The organism is Fictibacillus nanhaiensis, assembly GCF_042686385.1.
GTDB lineage: Bacteria > Bacillota > Bacilli > Bacillales > Fictibacillaceae > Fictibacillus > Fictibacillus nanhaiensis.
Map to the genome: position 1 here is coordinate 753,253 of NZ_JBHUPF010000006.1, position 21,790 is coordinate 775,042.

At 39.9% G+C, this 21,790-nt stretch carries 21 protein-coding genes; 16 read left to right on the forward strand and 5 right to left on the reverse strand.

Features of this window, described 5'->3' with window-relative positions; translation table 11 throughout:
- Window positions 1-4 precede the first annotated feature (4 nt).
- Window positions 5-892, reverse strand: coding sequence for an STAS domain-containing protein (locus ACFS5O_RS07345; protein WP_205725321.1), 888 nt, complete (start codon window positions 890-892; stop codon window positions 5-7).
- 171 nt (window positions 893-1,063) lie between these two features.
- Window positions 1,064-1,264, reverse strand: a complete 201-nt coding sequence (locus tag ACFS5O_RS07350; protein WP_066397748.1) for a cold-shock protein — start codon at window positions 1,262-1,264, stop codon at window positions 1,064-1,066.
- A gap of 374 nt (window positions 1,265-1,638) precedes the next feature.
- Between ACFS5O_RS07350 and moaA the strand changes: the two genes are divergently transcribed.
- From moaA to ACFS5O_RS07415, 13 genes are all read left to right on the forward strand, one after another.
- Entirely contained in the window at window positions 1,639-2,658 is a 1,020-nt protein-coding gene (moaA, locus tag ACFS5O_RS07355; RefSeq protein ID WP_205725322.1) for a GTP 3',8-cyclase MoaA, read from the forward strand.
- A 141-nt stretch (window positions 2,659-2,799) separates the two neighbouring features.
- Complete coding sequence (locus tag ACFS5O_RS07360) at window positions 2,800-3,660, forward strand: VOC family protein (protein WP_205725323.1); 861 nt, start codon at window positions 2,800-2,802, stop codon at window positions 3,658-3,660.
- 63 nt (window positions 3,661-3,723) lie between these two features.
- Window positions 3,724-4,398: a TVP38/TMEM64 family protein gene (locus ACFS5O_RS07365; RefSeq protein WP_205725324.1), complete on the forward strand. Its 675-nt coding sequence runs from the start codon at window positions 3,724-3,726 to the stop codon at window positions 4,396-4,398.
- A 210-nt stretch (window positions 4,399-4,608) separates the two neighbouring features.
- Window positions 4,609-5,151: a peroxiredoxin gene (locus ACFS5O_RS07370; protein ID WP_205725325.1), complete on the forward strand. Its 543-nt coding sequence runs from the start codon at window positions 4,609-4,611 to the stop codon at window positions 5,149-5,151.
- A 249-nt stretch (window positions 5,152-5,400) separates the two neighbouring features.
- Complete coding sequence (locus ACFS5O_RS07375; protein WP_205725326.1) at window positions 5,401-5,850, forward strand: TlpA family protein disulfide reductase; 450 nt, start codon at window positions 5,401-5,403, stop codon at window positions 5,848-5,850.
- 12 nt (window positions 5,851-5,862) lie between these two features.
- Complete coding sequence (locus ACFS5O_RS07380; protein WP_205725327.1) at window positions 5,863-6,297, forward strand: Dps family protein; 435 nt, start codon at window positions 5,863-5,865, stop codon at window positions 6,295-6,297.
- Between the two features lie 137 nt (window positions 6,298-6,434).
- Complete coding sequence (locus tag ACFS5O_RS07385) at window positions 6,435-7,424, forward strand: TAXI family TRAP transporter solute-binding subunit (RefSeq protein WP_205725328.1); 990 nt, start codon at window positions 6,435-6,437, stop codon at window positions 7,422-7,424.
- Between the two features lie 94 nt (window positions 7,425-7,518).
- Window positions 7,519-7,977 carry a DUF1850 domain-containing protein gene (locus ACFS5O_RS07390; protein WP_205725329.1) on the forward strand — a complete coding sequence of 153 codons (459 nt, stop codon included), beginning with the start codon at window positions 7,519-7,521 and terminating at the stop codon, window positions 7,975-7,977.
- Between the two features lie 52 nt (window positions 7,978-8,029).
- Window positions 8,030-9,955, forward strand: coding sequence for a TRAP transporter permease (locus ACFS5O_RS07395; RefSeq protein WP_205725500.1), 1,926 nt, complete (start codon window positions 8,030-8,032; stop codon window positions 9,953-9,955).
- A 212-nt stretch (window positions 9,956-10,167) separates the two neighbouring features.
- Window positions 10,168-11,787, forward strand: a complete 1,620-nt coding sequence (locus ACFS5O_RS07400; RefSeq protein ID WP_144698019.1) for an ABC-F family ATP-binding cassette domain-containing protein — start codon at window positions 10,168-10,170, stop codon at window positions 11,785-11,787.
- A gap of 91 nt (window positions 11,788-11,878) precedes the next feature.
- Window positions 11,879-12,202: an MGMT family protein gene (locus ACFS5O_RS07405; protein WP_205725330.1), complete on the forward strand. Its 324-nt coding sequence runs from the start codon at window positions 11,879-11,881 to the stop codon at window positions 12,200-12,202.
- 23 nt (window positions 12,203-12,225) lie between these two features.
- Complete coding sequence (locus ACFS5O_RS07410) at window positions 12,226-12,732, forward strand: GNAT family N-acetyltransferase (RefSeq protein WP_318300135.1); 507 nt, start codon at window positions 12,226-12,228, stop codon at window positions 12,730-12,732.
- Window positions 12,733-12,883: 151 nt separating this feature from the next.
- Window positions 12,884-14,260: a DUF2254 domain-containing protein gene (locus ACFS5O_RS07415; RefSeq protein ID WP_318300136.1), complete on the forward strand. Its 1,377-nt coding sequence runs from the start codon at window positions 12,884-12,886 to the stop codon at window positions 14,258-14,260.
- A gap of 34 nt (window positions 14,261-14,294) precedes the next feature.
- Here the strand turns inward: ACFS5O_RS07415 and ACFS5O_RS07420 are convergent, their stop codons facing one another.
- Entirely contained in the window at window positions 14,295-15,095 is an 801-nt protein-coding gene (locus tag ACFS5O_RS07420) for a serine/threonine protein kinase (RefSeq protein ID WP_205725331.1), read from the reverse strand.
- A gap of 22 nt (window positions 15,096-15,117) precedes the next feature.
- Window positions 15,118-15,303, reverse strand: a complete 186-nt coding sequence (locus ACFS5O_RS07425; RefSeq protein ID WP_137791648.1) for a hypothetical protein — start codon at window positions 15,301-15,303, stop codon at window positions 15,118-15,120.
- A 242-nt stretch (window positions 15,304-15,545) separates the two neighbouring features.
- Here ACFS5O_RS07425 and ACFS5O_RS07430 point away from each other — a divergent pair, with 242 nt between their 5' ends.
- Window positions 15,546-15,776 carry a DUF2198 family protein gene (locus ACFS5O_RS07430; protein ID WP_205725332.1) on the forward strand — a complete coding sequence of 77 codons (231 nt, stop codon included), beginning with the start codon at window positions 15,546-15,548 and terminating at the stop codon, window positions 15,774-15,776.
- A 15-nt stretch (window positions 15,777-15,791) separates the two neighbouring features.
- On the opposite strand, the gene ACFS5O_RS07435 is transcribed toward ACFS5O_RS07430, so the two are convergent.
- Window positions 15,792-16,664: a sulfite exporter TauE/SafE family protein gene (locus ACFS5O_RS07435; RefSeq protein ID WP_205725333.1), complete on the reverse strand. Its 873-nt coding sequence runs from the start codon at window positions 16,662-16,664 to the stop codon at window positions 15,792-15,794.
- A 217-nt stretch (window positions 16,665-16,881) separates the two neighbouring features.
- Between ACFS5O_RS07435 and uvrB the strand changes: the two genes are divergently transcribed.
- Together uvrB and uvrA are read left to right on the forward strand one after the other, a co-directional pair.
- Window positions 16,882-18,873 (forward strand): excinuclease ABC subunit UvrB, encoded by a 1,992-nt coding sequence (gene uvrB / locus ACFS5O_RS07440; protein WP_205725334.1) that lies wholly within the window; start codon window positions 16,882-16,884, stop codon window positions 18,871-18,873.
- A 6-nt stretch (window positions 18,874-18,879) separates the two neighbouring features.
- Window positions 18,880-21,750: an excinuclease ABC subunit UvrA gene (uvrA, locus tag ACFS5O_RS07445; protein WP_205725335.1), complete on the forward strand. Its 2,871-nt coding sequence runs from the start codon at window positions 18,880-18,882 to the stop codon at window positions 21,748-21,750.
- Window positions 21,751-21,790: the final 40 nt, after the last annotated feature.

Consider the following 21,790-nt stretch of genomic DNA (forward strand, 5'->3'; position numbering starts at 1 on the left):
TGGATCAGAGTCTGTTCTTTTTGTTGGTTTTTTCCAATTTGCCATATCCGAAGTCAGCTAATGCTTGAAGCAGATTGCCTTTTAACGTAATTTCATCAAAATTTAAATTCAAGCTCACTGAAGTTTGTGCGATCTCAGGACTTAAGCCTGTTAGTGTTGTTCTAACCCCTAATAGCTTCAGAGTTGAGACCAGTTGGAAAAGACGGTGAGCTACCATCGTATCTATATAACTCACACCGGATAGATCGATAACTAAGGAAGTAATTTCATGATCTAAGCACTGCTGCAGGGTAGCTTCGAGTAGGAGTTTTGCACGGTTCGTATCAATATCACCGACGACGGGCAGAACGGCGACTCCAGGAAAGAGAGGCACAACAGGAACAGATAGTTCTTGAAGAGAGAGATGGAACTGTTCACTCATCTCGCGGTAACTTTTCACATAAGACTTACTGAACGCTTGAACCGCATAATCGATCATTGGATTGATCGTTGCGGAAATATGCAATACGGAATCCAAAGACATGGATTGCAGTGAGCCTTCTTCTTTTATAAAATCCCATATCACTTCTCGATAGAAAGATGTACTCTCAAGTGTTGTATCTAGCGGCTGGCCAGAATGAACTGCGAGCATGCCAATATGTTCTCCCCATTCAAAAATCGTTTTCTTTGAATCTAAAACCTTACCAGATACAGCATCACCGATTAAACGAATGAACGAAATGGATTGTTGAAGTTCCTCGTACTCATTCATTGGAGCGTTTTGTTGAAGTGAAACATAAACGTTGCTATTTTGTATGTTAGTTATGATCTTCTCTGCAATTTGAGGTGCGTTTTCAGCAATTCGTGTACCGATTTCAATCTGATCTTGTTTCTGCTTCAAGTGAAGATCCATTTTGAACTCCTAATTATTTAAGACGTTAAATGTATTTTAACAAAAATAATTAACACATGTTTGAATTTACTGAAAATTTTTTTAAACTAAGAAATATTATGGTGAAGTAAAAATCGAGGTTATAAAAAAAACAGGCCTCCTATAAAAGAGTCCTGTTTATCTATTGGGTTATTATGCTTTACGTACGTTAGTAGCTTGAGGTCCGCGTTGTCCTTGTTCAACTTCGAACGTTACGTCTTGACCTTCGTCTAAAGATTTGAAACCGTCAGCTTGGATAGCTGAGAAGTGTACGAATACATCGTCTCCACCTTCGCGCTCGATGAATCCGAAACCTTTTTCTGCGTTAAACCATTTAACCTTACCTTGTTCCATTTTTGTTGCCTCCTGTCGTGCCAATCCGCACAATAATACTATCTCTGCTCAAAAATATCAAGATAATAGGTTACCTGTACAATCGAACAAAAATAATTCTTATTTATCGTAACATTTTACTAACCAATAAACAAGTGCAACAAGAAAAAGGAATTGATTAAATATTCGGTATCATCATAAAACGCCGTGAGAACAGGGATTGAAACATTACAGTGAAATAAATTTGGTAATAATGGTCTATTTAAACGTTCAAGTAGTGATTAGGAACTAATCTCTTTCTTTTTAAAGAAGTACCATTTAGTAAGTGGTTCTGGTTTAAACTTCCTTTTATTCGTGGTACATTGATAAAAATACTAAACAAATGATGTGATGATATGAATGAAAGTAATGGAATCACTGATCGCTTGCATCGTCCGCTGCAAGACTTGCGGATTTCGGTAACCGATCAATGTAATTTTAGGTGTACGTATTGTATGCCAAAAGAAATTTTCGGACCAGATTACCCATTCTTAACACCAACCGAGCTATTATCGTTCGATGAGATTGTACGTATTGCCTCACAGTTTGCAAAAGCCGGTGTAGAAAAAATTCGAATTACAGGTGGTGAACCTTTACTTAGAAAGAATCTTCCTGATTTGTTGAAGCGCCTTCGAGCGATAGAAGGAATCAAAGATATTGCACTAACGACAAACGGCGTGCTTCTTCCAAAGATGGCTGTTTCTCTAAAGCAAGCAGGAATGGACAGAGTAACCGTGAGTTTAGATACACTTGATAACGATTTATTCGGCTACATTAACGGACGAGGTGTGGGAGTATCACCTGTTTTAAGAGGAATAGAAGCTGCATATGAAGCGGGTCTTTCTGTCAAAATAAATATGATGGTTAAAAAGGGGATCAATGACAAAGAGATCCTTCCGATGGCGCGTTATTTTAAGAATACGCCATATGTTTTGCGTTTCATTGAATATATGGATGTCGGAACCTCAAACGGTTGGAACTGGGATGAAGTGGTTTCAAAGAATGAGATAGTAAAGATGATTGATGCAGAGATCCCGTTAAAACCGATTGATCGAAAATATTATGGTGAAGTGGCAAAACGGTATCAATATGCAGATGGTCAAGGGGAAATCGGAATTATTTCTTCTATTACTGATACATTTTGTTCAAGTTGTACAAGAGCGAGATTGTCCGCCGATGGAAAAGTATATACGTGCCTTTTTACGGGGCGAGGTACTGATCTAAAAGAATTTGTACGATCTGGTGCTTCTGACGAGGACGTTTTTAATCGTATTGTTCAAATATGGCGAAACCGATCGGATCGGTATTCAGACGAAAGAAAAGAACAAGGAACAAGTGAAAGAAAAAAAATAGAAATGTCCTATATCGGAGGCTGAGACAATCAGCCTCTTTTTTCTTTTGTTCTTTTTAGTTAGTTGAAGTTTGTTAATAACTAATCTATAATTACTTACATAAAGTAATTAAATAATCTGTAACGTTGATCATATTCATTATTAAATAGGAAAGAAGGAAGAAAGATGAAGCCTATTCATAAAGAAACTCATATCGGAAGCGTAACTTTAAAAGTTAGGAATTTGGAGAACCTTGTTTCCTTTTATACCGAAACGATTGGTCTGCAAATTTTATCAAAGCAAGGAACTAGAGTGGAGTTAACAGCAGACGGAAAAACACCTCTCATCGTATTAGAAGGTAATCAGGAGCTTCATCAGAGACCAATGAAAAGCGCAGGTCTTTATCACTTGGCATTACTTGTGCCAACTAGAAAAGACCTTGCAAATGTCCTCTATCACTTTATTGAAACAAAAACGCAACTATTAGGAGCATCCAATCATAAGTTTAGTGAAGCGATCTATCTACAAGATCCTGAGAACAATGGAATTGAAATCTACAGAGATGTTGACCGCCAAGATTGGGTACGAGATGAAAGAGGAAAATTACCAGCTGTCAGCGAACCATTAGATGTAGAAAGTCTTCTAGCAGAAAGAGATCATAAGACTTGGAGTCACCTGCCAGAAAACACTATCATGGGCCATGTGCATCTGAATGTATTAAATATAGATAAAGCTGAACATTTCTATATGAACGTATTAGGCTTTGAAGAACAAACAAGGATGGGGAATCACGCCTTATTCATCTCTGCTGGAGGATATCATCATCATATCGCCGTTAATATTTGGAACGGACCTGATGCTGAATTAAATCGAGGCGATGTTACAGGACTTCTTCATTATGAGATCATCGTTCCATCGAAGTTGGAGGTCAAAAAAGTTTTAAGTGCTCTAGAACATGAGCAAGTTCCATATCATATAGAATCTGAAAATATACGGTTAAAAGACCCTGCAGGTAACGGAGTCTTGATTAAAGCCCGAACAGTCTAACGTTTACAAACTCTCAAATTCAGGAATATTAGAGGTAAGAAAAAGGGCAAAGAGGGGGGTTATATGAGTAGAAGAACATTGGTGAAGATCACAGTAATTTTGTCAATTGTCATGTTTATATTTGCTCTGAACCATTTTATCTTTAAAATTACCCCCATTTCTTTGCGTGATTGGGTATTATCCTTTGGAATGGTCGCTCCCATTATCTATATCATCGTAAATGTAATTCGTCCCTTTACATTATTTCCAATCTCTGTTCTTTCATTAGCAGGCGGGTTGGCATTCGGCGTAGTATGGGGTACGGTATATACCGTATTTTCAGCGACGATTGGTGCCATTTTATCCTTCTACATCGCCAAACACCTTGGTACGAGATGGATCAAACAAAAAACAGATTCACCCTCTAGAATTGAGAAATGGCAAAACCAGCTGAAGGAAAAAGGATTCGTTTATATTTTTTTATTGAGAATCATTCCAGTATTGAATTTTGATGTTGTAAGTTATGTAGCTGGGATTTCTAAGCTGAAACTTCGGTCATACATTTTAGCTACAATGCTTGGGGTCTTACCAGGAACGCTCGCATACAACTTGTTAGGTGATAGCTTTATTAAAGGAAATGGAACAATCATCGCCGTTGCGATCGGCTTAGCCTTATTTGCAGCATGTATACCGATTTTAATGAAAAACAAACAGATGATTACCAGTCAGATTCACCAGCATAAAGAAGATAATGCATAGCCTTACTCCTAAATGGGAGTGGGCTTTTTTTGTTTGGAGCTTTTGTAATAACAGTCATGTTTTCTTAATATATGAGCACAATACTTGTTCCTTATTAATAATTATTATAAATTAGTATTGACTTCAAAATAGAAGTAAGTATAATAAGATTATGAACAAAGCATGATAATGATTTTCATTATCATTTAAATAAAAGGAGTGGATTTTGAAATGGCAGAACGTATGGTAGGCAAACAAGCACCTCGCTTTGAGATGGAAGCGATCATGCCTAATAAAGAGACGAAAAAAATAAGTTTAGAAAAGAACATTGAAGATGGAAAATGGACCGTTCTTTTCTTCTATCCCATGGATTTTACTTTCGTATGTCCGACTGAAATTACTGCGTTATCAGATCGATATAGTGAATTTGAAGATTTAGATGCGGAAGTTATTGGGGTGTCAACGGACACCGTTCATACGCACTTGGCATGGATCAATACGAGTCGTGAAGATAACGGACTTGGTGAATTAAACTATCCTCTAGCGGCTGACACGAATCACCGTGTATCACGTGATTATGGAGTACTGATCGAAGAAGAAGGCGTTGCACTTCGTGGCATGTTCATCATCAATCCGGAAGGTGAGATGATGTACCAAGTTGTCTTCCATAACAATATCGGCCGTGATGCTGACGAAACACTGCGTGTGCTCCAAGCTCTACAAACAGGTGGACTTTGCCCAGCAAATTGGAAGCCAGGACAAAAGACACTTTAATTAAGAGGATTCTCTAAGACGAGTTGCTTGGAAGATCTTAAAAGAAATTACCTCATTGAATAGTTGATTGGAGTGTAAGGAGCGAGACTCCTGGGGGATCAGCGGGAAAGGAGAGACTCTTAACAGCGCAGAGCGCTAAGAGGCTCACCGCACGCCCCCCGGAAAGCGAGCTCCAGTAACGGAAATCAACCACTTTCAAAACTACTATTGTGAAATCAAAAATCTTTTAAATTCTGGAGGGAATAATAGATGAAATTACGTGAACAAATGCCTGAACTTGATGGTGCTACAACTTGGTTGAATGAAGAAGTAACAAAAGAAGAATTGGTTGGGGAAAAAGCAACCTTGATTCACTTCTGGTCCGTAAGCTGCGGATTGTGTAAGGAAGCGATGCCGGATGTGAACGAGCTTCGTGATGAATATGAAGATGATCTAAACGTAGTGGCTGTTCATATGCCTCGCTCAGAAAATGATCTAGACATGAGTGTTATCGAACAGATGGCGATTGGGCATGATATTACACAGCCGATTTATGTAGACAGCGAGCATAAATTAACGGATGCTTTTGAAAATAAATATGTACCTGCGTATTATGTGTTTGATAAAGAAGGAAAGCTTCGTCACTTCCAAGCTGGAGGAAGCGGAATGGACATGCTTCGCAAGCGCTTGCACCGTGTATTGAACGAAGAAACAAAATAAGGAGATGATAGAATGAATACCATTCAAGAAGTATTAAACCGCCAAGTAGCGAACTGGAATGTATTGTTTGTAAAACTTCATAACTATCACTGGTATGTAAAAGGACCTCACTTTTTCACCCTACATGAGAAGTTTGAAGAGCTATACAACGAAGCCGCGACGAACATTGATGAATTGGCTGAGCGACTGCTCGTTCTAAAAGGAACACCGGTTGCAACGATGAAAGAATATTTAGAGTTGGCTACAGTTGAAGAGGCAAAGAGTAATGAATCAGCCGAAGTTATGGTTCAAAACGTCATAAACGATTTTGAACTTCTGATTGATGAAATAAAAGAGGGAATGGAAGTAACTGAGCGTGAAGGTGATGAGGTAACGCACGATATGTTGTTGTCCGTTCGTGAAAGCCTTGCTAAACATAATTGGATGCTACGTGCGTTCGTGAGCTAATGCTAGAAAGAGTGACTTCAGTCGCTCTTTTTTTATGCCTAAATAATATATCTAAAAATTATAATTATTCTGCAATTTTAAGGTAGCTTATGCTAAAATTTAAGAATGCACTAAATTATTCCAAAAGGAGGACGAACATGAAAAAGGGGATTGCGTTATTTTTCGTACTGATTCTTGCCTTTTCACTAGCAGCATGTGGTCAGAAGATTGATACTCCGTCAGAAAAGAAAGAAACAGGTGACAAGAGTGCTTCTTTAAATCTTGATCAAATCAGTATTGTAACAGGTGGGACAGGCGGTACATATTATCCACTAGGTGGAGAGATGGCGAAGATTGTCAAAGACGAGTTAGATGTTGAAGCAAACTCTCAGGCTTCAGGTGCTTCAGTAGAGAACATGCAGCTGCTTCAAGATGGTGATGCTGATGTAGCGTTTACACAAACAGATATCGCTAGCTACGCAGTTGAAGGAAAAGAAATGTTCAAAGAAAAAGTTGATCAAGTAACGGGGATCGGTACATTATATCCTGAAACGATTCAAATCGTAACTCTAAAAGAAAGCGGAATTAAGAGTGTTGAAGATCTGAAAGGTAAAAAAGTTTCAGTTGGAGCGCCGGGTAGTGGAACGTTCGCCAATGCTGAACAAATTTTAAAGATTCATGGCATGACAATGGATGACATTGATGCCCAACATCTATCGTTCGATGAGTCTACGGAAGGTATTCAAGATAAGAATATCCAAGCAGCATTTATCACAGCAGGAACGCCTACGGGTGCTGTTGATGCACTATCAGCTACGAATCCGGTAACGATCGTACCGATTGCAGATGACAAGATTAAAGAGCTGATCGAAGCTCATCCGTATTACATTGAAGATACCGTTAAGAGTGGGACTTACAAGATTGAAGCAGACGTGAAAACGGTAGCCGTTCTTTCGATGCTAACTGTTCGTAAAGATATGGAAGACGATGCAGTGTACGCAATCACAAAAGCAATCTTTGAAAACACGGATAAGATTAGTCATGCAAAAGGAGAGTTAATCTCAGCAGAGAATGCAGTAGAAGGAATGGGAATTGATTTCCACCCTGGTGCTAAAAAGTATTTTGAAGAAAAAGGAATCTTAAAATAAGAGGTGTCGAGCATGGACTAAAAGATTATTCTTTAGTCCATGTATTCTTATGAAGAAAATTTTTGTAAGCTTCTTGGGTTTAGTGATCTTAATCATGTTTTCAATGGTGCCATTCTTCACATCCGTAGTGATTGAAGACGGAAAGACAGGGAAACCGTTAGCTTTTTTTGATGCAAAAGAAGATAGTGAATTCAGTATCGAATACATACACTCGATCCATAAAACACCGGTTCGTGAAATCTATCACGTTCATCATGAGGAAATCCTTCAGACTGAGATGAGGTTTCAGGAATTTGGAGTAGGCATGCCATCTGGTGCAGCTGAGGGTGAAGTGTTTGCGCAAAAAGGTGAGAACTATATTTTATCCAACATGAAAAGAACGTTTCCTTCATTAGATATTCGAATCGGACAAATTATAGCCAATCATACACTTCTTCTGAATGGGAATAAATATCCCTTCTCAGCATTCAGTGAAAAAGGGTCCTGGGTTTCAATAAAAGTAGAAAAACTGAACGTATGGCAAAGGTTGATAGGAGGGAAAAAACTTGGATAAGAACAAGCATAACGAGCGTGAACATATATCAGATCAAGCTGTACAGGAACTGATGGAAAAGTACGATCCAGAAGCAGGCTTTCGAAAATTAAAAGGTGCTCTTTATTGGATCACACTCATCGGTTTGATCTCGTTTTCGTTATTTCAGCTCTATACAGCTATTTTTGGCGTATTGCCAGCACAGTTGCAAAGAACGATTCATCTAGGTTTTGCGCTAACGTTAATCTTTTTGCTCTTCCCGGCTTCTAAAAAGAAAAAAGAAGGTAAACCACTTTTTCAAGTCGCTTGGTATGACATGGTTTTGGCTGTTCTATCGATAGCCGTTGGATCTTATTGGTATCTATTCATGGATGACCTTGTTATGAGGGTAGGAAGGTTAACGACTCAAGATTTCTTAATAGGCGTGCTCGCGATCCTACTCGTTTTAGAAGCAACAAGAAGGGTGGTTGGGCTGCCCATCACGATTATTGCAGGTCTATTCTTGCTTTACGCATATATGGGACCTTATATGCCGGGCTTCTTAGAGCACAAAGGGTTGACGATCGAACGGATCGTAAGGACGATGTTCTTTACAACAGAAGGTATTTTAGGAACACCGCTTGCGGTTTCATCCACATATATCTTTTTGTTTCTTTTATTTGGAGCCTTTCTCGTTAAAACGGGAGTGGGCGAATATTTTAATGATCTATCCATCGTCATCGCAGGAAGACGAGTAGGCGGACCTGCTAAGGTAGCCATTTTCTCGAGTGCTCTTCAAGGAACGATCAGTGGAAGTTCGGTGGCTAACGTTGTGACTTCTGGGGCTTTTACGATTCCGATGATGAAACGATTGGGTTATGATAAAAACTTTGCAGGAGCCGTAGAGGCAGCTTCTTCAACTGGTGGTCAGATCATGCCTCCTGTAATGGGTGCTGCAGCGTTTTTAATGGTTGAATTTATCGGCGGTGGTATTACCTATTGGGATATTGCTAAAGCTGCTGCCATTCCTGCCATTCTTTATTTTGCAGGAATCTGGATCATGACGCATTTTGAAGCAAAGCGCATCGGTCTTAGAGGGTTATCGCGTGAAGAGATGCCTGAAACGAAAAGAGTTATCAAGCAAGTGTATTTGTTGATTCCGATCGTTGTGGTTATTGTTCTTTTAATGAATGGCGTTAGTGTTACAAAATCAGCATTATGGTCCATAGTGAGTGCGATTGCGGTAGGCATGTTCAATAAGAATACGCGTATGGGGCCGAAGCTCTTTTTTGAAGCATTAGCCGATGGGGCAAGAACAGCACTCGGTGTTGCAGCAGCTACAGCAGCAGCAGGTATGATCGTCGGAGTTGTAACGGTAACAGGTGTAGGTCTTAAGATGGCGAATGGTTTGCTAGAGTTATCAGGTGGATATCTCATTCCGACCTTATTCTTAACGATGATTGCATCCCTTGTACTTGGAATGGGGTCGCCGACCACTGCGAACTATGTGATCACATCAACGATCGCTGCACCAGCTATTTTATTGTTTGGTGTTCCTGATCTTTCCGCTCACATGTTTGTCTTTTATTTTGGAATCATCGCGGATATTACACCTCCTGTAGCGCTTGCAGCGTTTGCCGCTGCTGGGGTTTCAGGCGGTGAACCGATACGAACCGGGATACTATCATCAAAACTGGCCATTGCGGCATTCATTATTCCGTACATTTTCGTCATATCACCACAGCTCATGTTGATTGATACCACTTGGGTAGAAGCCATTTGGGTAATCTCTACGGCATTTGTCGGAATGATCGCGATCGGTGCAGGGATGATCGGCTATTGGATGCGACCTCTTTCTTGGTTAGAAAGAATCGCAGCCGTTGCGATCGGATTCTTGCTGATCTATCCAGAAGGCATGTTCAGTGCGATCGGTCTTGCAGCGTTCGCTCTTATGCTTGGAAGTCAGTATTGGCTTATGAAAAAAGACAATACACAAGCTCCATCATCACCAGCGGTTTAAAAGGGGAAAGCTCAAAGGTATCTGTCTTTGAGCTTTTTTATGTGGGCAAAGTTTAAAATTTTCAATGTGGGTAAAAGATTGTAAGGTTATACATCTACTATTTATGATACAATCAGTAAGTATGCATTTTTGTAGAATACGGATTTGAATATATGTATGTAAGCTGATAGAGATAGGTTGGTCAGTTATATATAAAAAGGAGAGATATCCAAATGATTACGGTAACTAACGTTGGTCTTCGCTACGGCGACCGCAAGCTGTTTGAAGACGTTAATATAAAGTTTACACCAGGAAACTGCTATGGTTTGATCGGTGCGAACGGTGCGGGTAAATCTACATTCTTAAAAATTCTTTCTGGTGAGATCGAAGCACAAACAGGTGACGTTCACATGACGCCAGGCGAACGTCTAGCTGTATTGAAGCAGAACCACTTTGAGTATGAAGATCAAGAGGTTATGCAAACGGTTATCATGGGTCACGCACGTCTTTATGAAGTAATGCAAGAGAAAGACGCGATCTATATGAAAGCTGACTTCTCAGACGAAGACGGAATTCGTGCAGCTGAACTTGAAGGTGAGTTTGCTGAACTAAACGGTTGGGAAGCAGAATCTGAGGCAGCGATCCTTCTTAAAGGTCTTGGCATTAAAGAAGATCTTCACACGAAGAAACTAGCTGAACTAACTGGTTCTGAAAAAGTAAAAGTTTTGCTTGCTCAAGCTCTTTTCGGTAAGCCAGATGTTCTACTTCTGGATGAGCCGACGAACAACTTAGACCTTCAAGCAATTCAATGGCTAGAAGATTTCTTGATCAATTTTGAAAACACCGTTATCGTTGTATCCCATGACCGTCACTTCTTAAACAAAGTATGTACGCACATGGCTGACCTTGATTTTGGAAAGATCCAGATCTATGTGGGTAACTATGATTTCTGGTATGAGTCTTCTCAATTAGCGCTTCGTATGGCACAAGATCAAAATAAGAAAAAAGAAGAAAAGATTAAAGAACTTCAAGCTTTCGTTGCTCGATTTAGTGCGAACGCATCTAAATCAAAACAAGCTACTTCACGTAAGAAGTTATTAGATAAAATCTCTCTAGATGATATCCGACCTTCTTCTCGTAAATATCCGTATGTGAACTTTGGCATCAACCGTGAGATCGGAAATGACCTTCTTCGTGTTGACGGCCTAACGAAAACGATCGACGGCGTAAAAGTACTTGATAACGTGAGCTTTATCATGAACAAAGACGACAAGATTGCTTTTGTAGGTAAAGAAGAGATCGCTATCACTACTCTATTTAAAATTTTAATGGGTGAGATGGAAGCGGACAGCGGAACGTACAAATGGGGTGTAACAACATCTCAAGCTTACTTCCCACGCGATAACTCGAAGTACTTTGATGGCAGCGAGCAGACTCTTGTGGATTGGCTTCGTCAATATTCTCCTGAAGATCAAACAGAGAGCTTCCTTCGTGGATTCTTAGGTCGTATGCTATTCTCAGGTGAAGAAGTAATGAAGAAACCTTCTGTATTATCTGGGGGAGAGAAAGTTCGTTGTATGCTTTCTAAGATGATGCTCAGCGGATCAAACGTATTGATTATGGATGACCCTACGAACCACTTGGATCTAGAGTCGATCACAGCGTTGAACAACGGATTAATCAGCTACAAAGGTTCATTGATGTTCACATCACATGACCATCAGTTCGTTGAAACGATCGCGAACCGTATCATCGAGATCACGCCTAAAGGAATTCTTGATAAGCAAATGTCTTATGATGAGTACTTGGCAAATGACGAGTTGAAGAAGCAACGTCAATTGATGTATCAATAAATAACAATAAAGGAGTGTTAAGTCTGATTGTAGATTTAGCACTCTTTTTTTTGTAGGAAGCTTTTTCAATCTTTTAAAGTGAGGCGAAGAGATGGAACTCTTTACTGAGAATGTAATCACAATCATTAAAAATATACCGAGCGGCTACGTCATGTCTTACGGACAGATTGCTAGGATAGCAGGAAATCCAAGAAGTGCTCGTCAAGTCGTTCGTATCCTTCACTCTATGAGTAAGAAACATGATCTACCTTGGCATCGTGTAATCAATGCAAAAGGAGAGATTGGCATTCAAGATGAGGAATTATTTCATACACAAAAGTCGCGATTAGAAAATGAAGGTGTCCAATTTAAAGGGAAAAATAGAGTGGACATCGAAGCTTACAGATATTCGCCAGAATGCGAGGATATTATCTAATTACCATGTACAGGGAGAAATGCATGATGTTAATGAAACAGATTCCCGTGATAAAGAAAGCCGAGTTAAGGCATAAAGAAACCATCCAGAATCTTATGCAGTTTTATTTTTATGATTTCTCAGAGTTTATTGACCTTCAAGTGAGCGATAATGGAGTTTTTGGTCCGTATGCTTATCTAGATAACTATTGGCAAGAAAGTCGGCGTTTTCCTTATCTGATCGAAAAAGAAGGCAAACTAGCAGGGTTTGTATTAGTAAGTGAAATACAGGAGGAAAACGATCAATATTGGTCGATCTCTGAATTTTTTATCATGAAAAAGTTCAGGCTTGGAGGTTTAGGGAAACTTGCTGCTCATCAAATATTTGAAAAACATAAAGGGAATTGGCAAGTATCTCAAATAAAACCGAACAAACCTGCTCAAGTGTTTTGGAGAAAAGTGATAGGTGAATACAGTGGGGAGCAGTACAAAGAGCGGAACGAAGAGGGACGAGTCATCCAATCGTTCTGCAATAAAATAATAAAGAAATGACGTGCGATTCTATCATAAGGAATCGCTTTTTTTATTGCGTTAAAACGATAGAAAGTTTGACTTTTTTTTAATAGGGCAAAATAGGATAGGAACTACTAACATCTTAAGTAGTTTCAAATAACTGTTTTTTTACTTCTGAGGGGATGTACACATGTTTAGATTGAACCTGTTAGATAATTATTTAAAAAAATATACAAAAATGTCCGAGAGAGAACTATCACATACGGTGCAATCGAATATGTGGTTTACTCCTGTGCTTTACGTCATTTTTTCTATACTATTAGTAGTTGCTACTTTAACAACTGACTTAAAATATGATTTAGGAAATCAAATGCGTCTTTTTTTTGCGGTTGATTATGAACTTACACGAAATTTAGTAGGAACTCTTACCGCTGCCACGCTCACTCTTACCACCTTTACCTTTAACTTGATTCTTGTTGTGTTTACAACCTTTTCTGGACAGTTTTCTCCTCGTATGCTGAAGAACTTTATAGCTAGTAAATCAACTCAGCGTGTTCTAGGGATATTTACATCAAGTTTCATCTATATGTTGTTGAGTTTTTTATTTTTGAATAAAAGAATGGCTGAATACTATTTCGCTGTTCCTTTTGTGGCAGCGATCATTGCAGCGTTTGCGATGGGAACGTTTATCTTTTTTATTAATCATGCTGTCGCTTGGCTTCAAGTGAACCAGATGACGTATGATATGAAAAATGAGGCGTTATCGATCGTGAAGAACACGCTTGAGGATGAAGTAGATCCTTATAAGGTGAACGATTTAACGACGGTGAACAGTGATATCTGTGATGAGAGCGGTTATACGATCGCGGCTAAAAAGTCTGGGTTTATTCAACTCGTCGATTTCATCTCGATCATGAAAGAAGCCGAGCGTGATGATATTGTCATACGATGCGAGTACACCATCGGTAGTTATGTTTACGCCACAACACCATTCCTATCTTATTGGAAAAAAGGGGACAATCAAATAGATGAACAAAAATATCTGTCACTCATCAAGATTGGGAGAAGGCAAACAGAAGTACAAGATATCGAATTTAGTATCAATAAACTAGTAGAAGTTGCAATCCGTTCCCTTGGAAATAACGATCCAAAAACGGCAACGAACTCAATCTATCAACTCGGAGAGGTTCTAACATCTATTTCAAGGTGCTCCGTATTTTCAAAGTATTTAGTAGACAATGAAAACAATCTGCGGGTTGTTTTACAAGAAAGAGATTTCAGTCATTACTTATATAATGCATTTGGGTACATCCGACACTATGCGAAAGACAATGTATTGGTTTGTACAGAAATTTTGAAAGTTTTAGATTTGATGGCAAAATCTTTGAATAAGCGTGATTATAATGCCGTCTGGGAGTTTGGGGTACTAACCGCAAGTGGGTTGGAGAATCATTTCTTATTCGCTCTAGACTATCAACAGTTTCACCGTGCGTTGCAAAATCTTTCTGTGACAACCAAACATGAAGAAGAATATGAAGAGTTCTTGCTGAAAAGTAAACACCCTTAAACGATGAAAAGCCCGGTATAATTACCGAGCTTTTTTATATAGAGCGCAATACTTTTTGAACGTCCGTAGTGGAATGAAAGGGCTCGTCAAGTTGGAGCATTTTCCGAAGAACGTATTTGAAGGAACGTGAGATGTCTAATTCCTCTTCCCAGCTTAACTCTTTTTTTGATTGAGGCACGTAAGAAGAGTAGAGTAGAAAGAGTGCAAAATGGCCAAGAGCAAACAGATCGCTTTCTACTTGAACAGCACGCATCCGAATTTTCTCAGGATGATCATGGGGATCTTCAATCTCTTTGGTTTTGTCTGATAAATAACAAGCAAGTCCAAAATCAATCACGATTAGTTCTTTATCACGTTGAATGATATTTGGAATGCGAAGATCTCGATGTATGATCCCTTTCTCATGAAAGCATTCCGTAATTTTTAACAGATCCAGCAAGATCGCGATGGTTTCTTTTTCGTTATACTTTTGATTGTCGCGAAAAATGAGATCTTCAAACGTGTCTCCCTTAATCCACTCCATCGCGATAAAATGACCTTGTTCGTTTTGAAAGGTATTCAATAGCTTCGGAACAGGATGTTGTTGGAGTGCTCCTAAAATCCGAGATTCTCTTTGGAAAGAAAGAAGACCTGATGTGGTCTTTGATTTCGTGTTCCGAAGCTGTTTTAGTACGATGATCTCATCTGTTTGTCGATCGAGTGCTAAGTACGTAATGCCGTAACTACCCATTCCAAGAACTTCTTGAATTTGATATCGCTCATGAATGTGGTGGCCAGCTTTAAAAGGTCTGTCCCATATCGCTCTTTGCAGACCTTTCCAAAGTTCAGTTATCATGTTATTTGAATCTTAACGTAGATTAGGAGCTAAAGAAGCTGCTTCTCTTTTTCTTCTTATAATGCTTGTGCCCATATCCACCATAATGCTTTTTGCCAAAATCACTGCTGCTGTATTTCTTATAGCTTTTCTTATATTTGTAACCAGAGCTGCTGTACCTTTTATGGCTGCTGTGTCCTAATAGTGATTTTAATAATTTCTTTAACATGAAAAATCATCTCCTTTGAAGATACTTGTAAATCATATTCGTCCCCATCAAGCAACATCCTACTGTACGTACTTTTAAACAGAAAGTTTCAAAGAGAAGGGGTCTGACCCCAAACAATTTATTTCCCTCAACAATTTCCTTGTTTTTGTCTAGGGAGTTTTGTTAAATTTAGAGAGGTATATTAGAACGTTTACAAAAATGATGGTTTTTTGAGGTGTTCAAGGAGAGGGGTTCTTCGTTTCATGTTGGAGTATAGTGTCGCAGCTTTATTGCCTTTGTGTTTGCAGCTGCTTTTTAATAGAGTATTGTTTACTAAATACTTACCTTTAGGGATTACGATTGTTATTATGATTTTTGCTTTTGATGGTTTGAATCAACCATTGCCTCTCCAAATCGTGGCCGTAATATCTACGATTGTTGGTTTTTTATTGGGACTTAAAATTTATAACAAACAAAAACGAAAAGTAAGATGAAAAAAGACGTCACCTTTACGAGGTAGACGTCTTTCTTTTTGTATGCGTGATCGTTTCTTTTAAGAAAAGCACAAGCATGGTTAACACATATAGTGTAATAATTCCTAGACCTGCTTTATCAAAGTGAACAAGCTTAAGAATGACTGAGCTTAAAATTGTGATGTATAGGGCACCTAAATATTTTTGAATCTGTTCACTGGAATAGATCGTTGTAAGTTTGGCTCCTAGTTGAGTGCCTACAAGTGCGCCTAATATAAGAAGAAGGCCAAGTTTATAATCGATCTGAACACTGGATGCGTATGTTAGAAATCCAGCACTTACAATGAAGAACACACTGACCAAGCTCGTTCCAACCGCTTTTCTAGAAGGAAACTTCATTAATGAAATGAGCATTGGAACCATCACGAATCCCCCGCCAACTCCTAATGTCGTAGAAATGAATCCTCCTGTGAATCCAATAAAGACGGCTTTCGGCCAAGAAAATTGAATCTCAGTCGTGCTTTGCGCTGTTTTCTTGCGTTTTGATTGCTTATAAAGCAGGGAAAGAGCAAAGTAGGCAAGAAGAACAATATAAAATATAGGAATAATCGTATCGTCGTAACCCATTTTTTCTGACCAAACGACTAGTGGGTGAGCAACCTGTGTTGCTCCAATTCCGACAATTCCTAGAACAGCAGCGGGTTTCCATAGAATGTTCTTAAATCTCAGATGTGCAGCAACTCCTGAAACACTTGTCCCGATTGAATACATGAGACTTGTTCCGATCGCTGAAAGAGGCGGAATGCCGAAAAGAATAAGAACGGGTGTCAGGATAAAGCCACCACCAATTCCAAAAATGCCGGAAAAGATACCGATGCATAAACCTAGCAGTATATAAAAAAACTCCATATTAAAACTCCTTTAATGGGACACAACTTCTAATGCTAGCGGGAAATGGGGTCAGACCCCATACAATTTATTTCCCAACTTGCGCCTACTTATGAGTATACCACTTTACTTTCTTTCCAGAAACTTCTGCGAATATTTGTTCGTAATTATTAGGTTTTTGGATAGGGCCTGTGCTATAATTTGAGTAACCAGAATTTAGGAACGGAGGTTCGGTTTTGTGAGTCAAGATCAATTGTTCGAAATCAAATCAAACTATCAGCCACAAGGGGATCAGCCCGCAGCGATCCAACATCTTGTGAACAATATAAACGCAGGAAAAAAGAGTATGACCCTGCTTGGTGCGACCGGAACAGGGAAGACGTTTACGGTATCCAACGTTATTCAGGAAGTAAACAAACCGACGCTTGTTATTGCTCATAACAAAACATTAGCCGGACAGCTTTACAGTGAGTTAAAGGAATTTTTCCCGAACAACGCAGTTGAATATTTTGTTTCGTATTACGATTATTATCAACCAGAAGCATACATCGCACATTCTGATACGTACATCGAAAAAGATGCAAGCATTAATGATGAGATCGATAAACTTCGTCACTCTGCTACATCATCACTTTTTGAACGAAAAGACGTTATTATCGTAGCCAGTGTTTCGTGTATCTATGGTCTAGGTTCACCTGAGGAATATAAAGACATGGTGATCTCCTTAAGAGAAGGAATGGAGAAAGACCGTGACCAGCTTTTACGTGATCTTGTAGATGTTCAATACAACCGAAATGATATTAACTTTACTCGTGGTACGTTCCGAGTTAGAGGAGATGTTGTGGAAATCTTCCCAGCCTCACGAGACGAACATTGTCTTCGTGTGGAGTTTTTTGGTGATGAGATCGACCGCATTACTGAAGTGGACGCACTCACAGGTGAAATTCTTGGGGAACGTAAACATGTTGCTATTTTCCCTGCTTCCCACTTCGTAACACGTGAAGAAAAGATGAAAGTAGCGATCAAGCGCATTGAAGCCGAACTGGAAGATCGCCTAAAAGAATTGAATGAAGCTGGAAAACTATTAGAAGCACAGCGTCTTGAACAGAGAACAAGATATGACTTAGAGATGATGGCTGAAATGGGGTTCTGTTCAGGGATTGAGAACTATTCTGTTCACTTGACTCTAAGACCATTGGGATCGACGCCTTACACACTTTTAGACTATTTTCCGGATGATTCTTTAATTGTCATTGATGAGTCCCATGTTACTCTGCCGCAGATTCGTGGAATGTTTAATGGAGACCAAGCGAGAAAAGGCGTCCTTGTCGATCACGGATTCCGATTACCTTCCGCAAAAGACAACCGTCCGTTAACGTTTGAGGAATTTGAGCGGTACACAAAGTTTCAGCATATCTACGTATCCGCAACACCAGGTCCGTATGAGCTCGAGCACGCACCTGATCCAGTTGAGCAGATTATTCGTCCAACCGGTCTTCTTGATCCTACACTAGAAGTCCGTCCGATCAAAGGTCAGATTGATGACTTATTAGGTGAGATTAACGAAAGAATCGAGAAAAACGAACGAGTTCTTGTTACAACGTTAACAAAAAAGATGTCTGAGGACCTAACCGATTATTTTGTAGAGCTCGGCATAAAAGTTCGTTATCTGCATTCAGAAATTAAGACGTTAGAACGGATTCAGATCATACGTGATCTACGCCTTGGTGTGTTTGATGTACTTGTCGGCATTAACTTGCTGCGAGAAGGGTTAGACATTCCTGAAGTCTCTCTCGTAGCTATCTTAGACGCAGATAAAGAAGGCTTCTTACGTTCAGAGCGCTCGTTGATCCAAACGATTGGTCGTGCTGCTCGTAACTCAAACGGACACGTTATTATGTATGGAGATAAGATTACGAAATCCATGCAGATTGCGATTGATGAGACGCAGCGCAGACGTCAGAAACAGATAGAGCACAATGAAAAGCATGGAATCACGCCTACTACGATTAAAAAAGAAGTGCGTGATGTGATTCGTGCAACACAAGCTGCTGAAGATACAGAAACGTATACGAGTTCAAAAGCTCCTAAGCAAAAGATGAGCAAGAAAGATCGCGAAGCGTTTATCGAACGTATGGAAAAAGAGATGAAGGATGCAGCAAAGAACCTTCAGTTCGAGCGTGCAGCAGAGCTTCGTGACCTCATACTTGAGTTAAAAGCGGAAGGATGATTGCAGTTGGCTACCAACCAAAACATAATTGTAAAGGGTGCTAGAGCCCATAATTTAAAGAATATAGATATTACGATCCCGCGTGATAAGCTGGTTGTTTTAACCGGCTTATCTGGTTCGGGTAAATCTTCACTTGCATTTGATACGATCTATGCAGAAGGTCAGCGCCGGTACGTTGAATCTCTTTCTGCTTATGCCCGTCAGTTTCTCGGACAGATGGATAAGCCGGATGTGGATTCGATCGAGGGTCTGTCACCTGCTATTTCAATCGATCAAAAAACAACAAGCCGTAACCCTCGTTCAACAGTAGGTACGGTTACGGAAATCTATGACTACCTACGTCTTCTATTCGCACGTATCGGTCGACCGGTATGTCCTGTTCATAACGTGGAGATCACTTCCCAAACGATTGAACAAATGGTCGACCGAATTTTAGAATATCCGGAGCGTACAAAACTTCAAATTTTAGCACCAGTTGTTTCCGGTCGAAAAGGGGAACATGTTAAAGCACTTGAAGATATTAAAAAGCAAGGGTATGTTCGTGTTCGTATTGACGGAGAGATGCGTGAGATCTCTGAGGAAATTAAGCTTGAGAAAAATAAGAAACATACCATTGAAATCGTGATCGACCGTATCGTCGTAAAAGAAGGAATCGCTACTCGTCTAGCTGACTCTCTTGAAGCAGCTCTCAACCTCGGTGGAGGAAGTGTTGTTGTCGATGTGATGGAAGAAGAAGAACTTTTATTCTCACAAAACCATGCCTGCCCGCATTGTGGATTTTCAATTGGTGAACTAGAGCCACGTTTGTTTTCATTTAACAGTCCATTTGGGGCATGCTCTTCTTGTGATGGTTTAGGAGTAAAACTTGAAGTGGATCCAGAGCTTGTTATTCCAGACTGGAGTCGTACTTTACGAGACAACGCTATCGCACCTTGGGAACCGATCAGTTCTCAATATTATCCACAGCTTTTAGAAAGCATCTGTAACCACTTTGGTATCGATATGGATGTACCGGTTGAATCTCTTCCAAAAGACCAAATGGATAAAATTTTAAATGGAAGTAAGGAGTACCTTACTTTCACGTACAAAAATGATTTCGGTCAGGTACGTAAGAACGAGATTCAGTTTGAAGGTGTTTTAGGTAACATTCAACGCCGATACCGTGAGACGAGTTCAGATTATATTCGAGAGCAGATGGAAGGATATATGGCGCAAAAGCCATGTCCGACCTGTAAAGGACATCGTCTCAAAAAAGAAGCTCTTTCTGTTTTAATCAACGGAAAGCATATTGGTGAAACGACTTCTCTTTCTATTACAGAAGCAAAGGAATTTTTTGATAACCTAGATTTAACCAATAAAGAGCGTGCGATCGCGAAGCTCATTCTTCGCGAGATCGTGGATCGTTCAGGCTTCTTGATCAATGTTGGGCTAGACTATCTAACGCTAAGCCGAGCTGCTGGTACGCTATCCGGTGGTGAAGCACAGCGTATCCGCCTAGCGACCCAAGTAGGGTCACGTTTGATGGGTGTACTTTATATTCTTGATGAGCCATCTATCGGTCTTCATCAGAGAGACAATGACCGACTGATTCGAACACTCGAAGAAATGCGTTCCCTCGGGAATACGTTGATCGTCGTTGAGCATGACGAAGATACGATGCTAGCAGCAGACTATGTTATCGATATCGGTCCTGGTGCAGGTGCTCACGGAGGTGTGATCACATCACAAGGTACACCACAAGAGATCATGGAAGACCCAGCATCATTGACTGGACAGTATCTGTCTGGTAAAAAGTTTATTCCTCTTCCGAAAGAAAGACGTAAGCCGGATGGAAGATATATTGAAGTGAAAGGTGCAACAGAAAACAACTTAAAGAATGTTTCTGCTAAAATTCCGTTAGGGTTGTTTACTGGAGTGACAGGTGTGTCTGGTTCAGGTAAGAGTACCCTTGTCAATGAGATTCTGCACAAGGCACTTGCACAAAAGCTGCACCGTGCAAAGGACAAGCCTGGTGCGCATAAATCAATTAAGGGTCTAGAACATATTGATAAAGTCATTGATATCGACCAATCTCCAATCGGTCGAACACCTCGATCAAATCCTGCAACATATACGGGAGTATTTGATGATATTCGTGATGTGTTTGCATCAACGAATGAAGCGAAAGTACGTGGATATAAAAAAGGACGTTTCTCTTTCAACGTAAAAGGTGGACGTTGTGAAGCATGTCGCGGGGATGGCATCATTAAAATTGAAATGCATTTCTTGCCAGATGTATATGTACCATGTGAAGTTTGTCATGGTAAACGCTATAACAGAGAAACGCTAGAAGTGAAGTATAAAGGGAAAAACATCGCAGACATCTTAGACATGACGGTTGAAGATTCTGTTGAGTTCTTTGCGAATATCCCTAAGATCAACCGTAAGCTGCAGACTATTCTGGATGTAGGCCTTGGATATATTAAGCTAGGGCAATCGGCTACAACTCTTTCTGGAGGAGAAGCACAGCGTGTGAAGCTTGCGTCTCAGCTTCATAAGCGTTCTACAGGGAAAACCATCTATATTTTAGATGAGCCAACAACAGGTCTTCACGTAGATGATATATCTCGATTGCTAGTTGTTCTCCAAAGACTTGTAGATAATGGAGACTCTGTGCTAGTCATTGAGCATAATCTTGACGTAATTAAACAATGTGATCATCTAGTCGACCTTGGACCTGAAGGTGGGGACAAGGGCGGTATGATCGTTGGTGCGGGTACGCCAGAAGAACTGGCTGAAATTGAAGCATCTCACACTGGACGTTATCTTGCTCCGATCTTAAAGCGAGATAAGAAACGTATGACAGGGAAGATCAAGGAAAAAGAAACTGTTAAATAAAAAGGTGATAAAAAAAGGACGGTGAACTACCGTCCTTTTT

Bases quoted from the DNA above. Each gene is read 5' to 3' on its own strand.
- ACFS5O_RS07430 (WP_205725332.1), top strand. From the start codon at position 15,546: ATGTTGGAGTATAGTGTCGCAGCTTTATTGCCTTTGTGTTTGCAGCTG.
- ACFS5O_RS07375 (WP_205725326.1), top strand. From the start codon at position 5,401: ATGAAATTACGTGAACAAATGCCTGAACTTGATGGTGCTACAACTTGG.
- ACFS5O_RS07400 (WP_144698019.1), top strand. From the start codon at position 10,168: ATGATTACGGTAACTAACGTTGGTCTTCGCTACGGCGACCGCAAGCTG.
- moaA (WP_205725322.1), top strand. From the start codon at position 1,639: ATGAATGAAAGTAATGGAATCACTGATCGCTTGCATCGTCCGCTGCAA.
- ACFS5O_RS07415 (WP_318300136.1), top strand. From the start codon at position 12,884: ATGTTTAGATTGAACCTGTTAGATAATTATTTAAAAAAATATACAAAA.
- ACFS5O_RS07435 (WP_205725333.1), bottom strand. From the start codon at position 16,664: ATGGAGTTTTTTTATATACTGCTAGGTTTATGCATCGGTATCTTTTCC.
- ACFS5O_RS07380 (WP_205725327.1), top strand. From the start codon at position 5,863: ATGAATACCATTCAAGAAGTATTAAACCGCCAAGTAGCGAACTGGAAT.
- ACFS5O_RS07350 (WP_066397748.1), bottom strand. From the start codon at position 1,264: ATGGAACAAGGTAAGGTTAAATGGTTTAACGCAGAAAAAGGTTTCGGA.
- ACFS5O_RS07405 (WP_205725330.1), top strand. From the start codon at position 11,879: ATGGAACTCTTTACTGAGAATGTAATCACAATCATTAAAAATATACCG.
- ACFS5O_RS07410 (WP_318300135.1), top strand. From the start codon at position 12,226: ATGATGTTAATGAAACAGATTCCCGTGATAAAGAAAGCCGAGTTAAGG.
- ACFS5O_RS07345 (WP_205725321.1), bottom strand. From the start codon at position 892: ATGGATCTTCACTTGAAGCAGAAACAAGATCAGATTGAAATCGGTACA.
- ACFS5O_RS07370 (WP_205725325.1), top strand. From the start codon at position 4,609: ATGGCAGAACGTATGGTAGGCAAACAAGCACCTCGCTTTGAGATGGAA.
- ACFS5O_RS07390 (WP_205725329.1), top strand. From the start codon at position 7,519: ATGTTTTCAATGGTGCCATTCTTCACATCCGTAGTGATTGAAGACGGA.
- ACFS5O_RS07360 (WP_205725323.1), top strand. From the start codon at position 2,800: ATGAAGCCTATTCATAAAGAAACTCATATCGGAAGCGTAACTTTAAAA.
- ACFS5O_RS07425 (WP_137791648.1), bottom strand. From the start codon at position 15,303: ATGTTAAAGAAATTATTAAAATCACTATTAGGACACAGCAGCCATAAA.
- ACFS5O_RS07365 (WP_205725324.1), top strand. From the start codon at position 3,724: ATGAGTAGAAGAACATTGGTGAAGATCACAGTAATTTTGTCAATTGTC.
- ACFS5O_RS07420 (WP_205725331.1), bottom strand. From the start codon at position 15,095: ATGATAACTGAACTTTGGAAAGGTCTGCAAAGAGCGATATGGGACAGA.
- ACFS5O_RS07395 (WP_205725500.1), top strand. From the start codon at position 8,030: ATGGAAAAGTACGATCCAGAAGCAGGCTTTCGAAAATTAAAAGGTGCT.
- ACFS5O_RS07385 (WP_205725328.1), top strand. From the start codon at position 6,435: ATGAAAAAGGGGATTGCGTTATTTTTCGTACTGATTCTTGCCTTTTCA.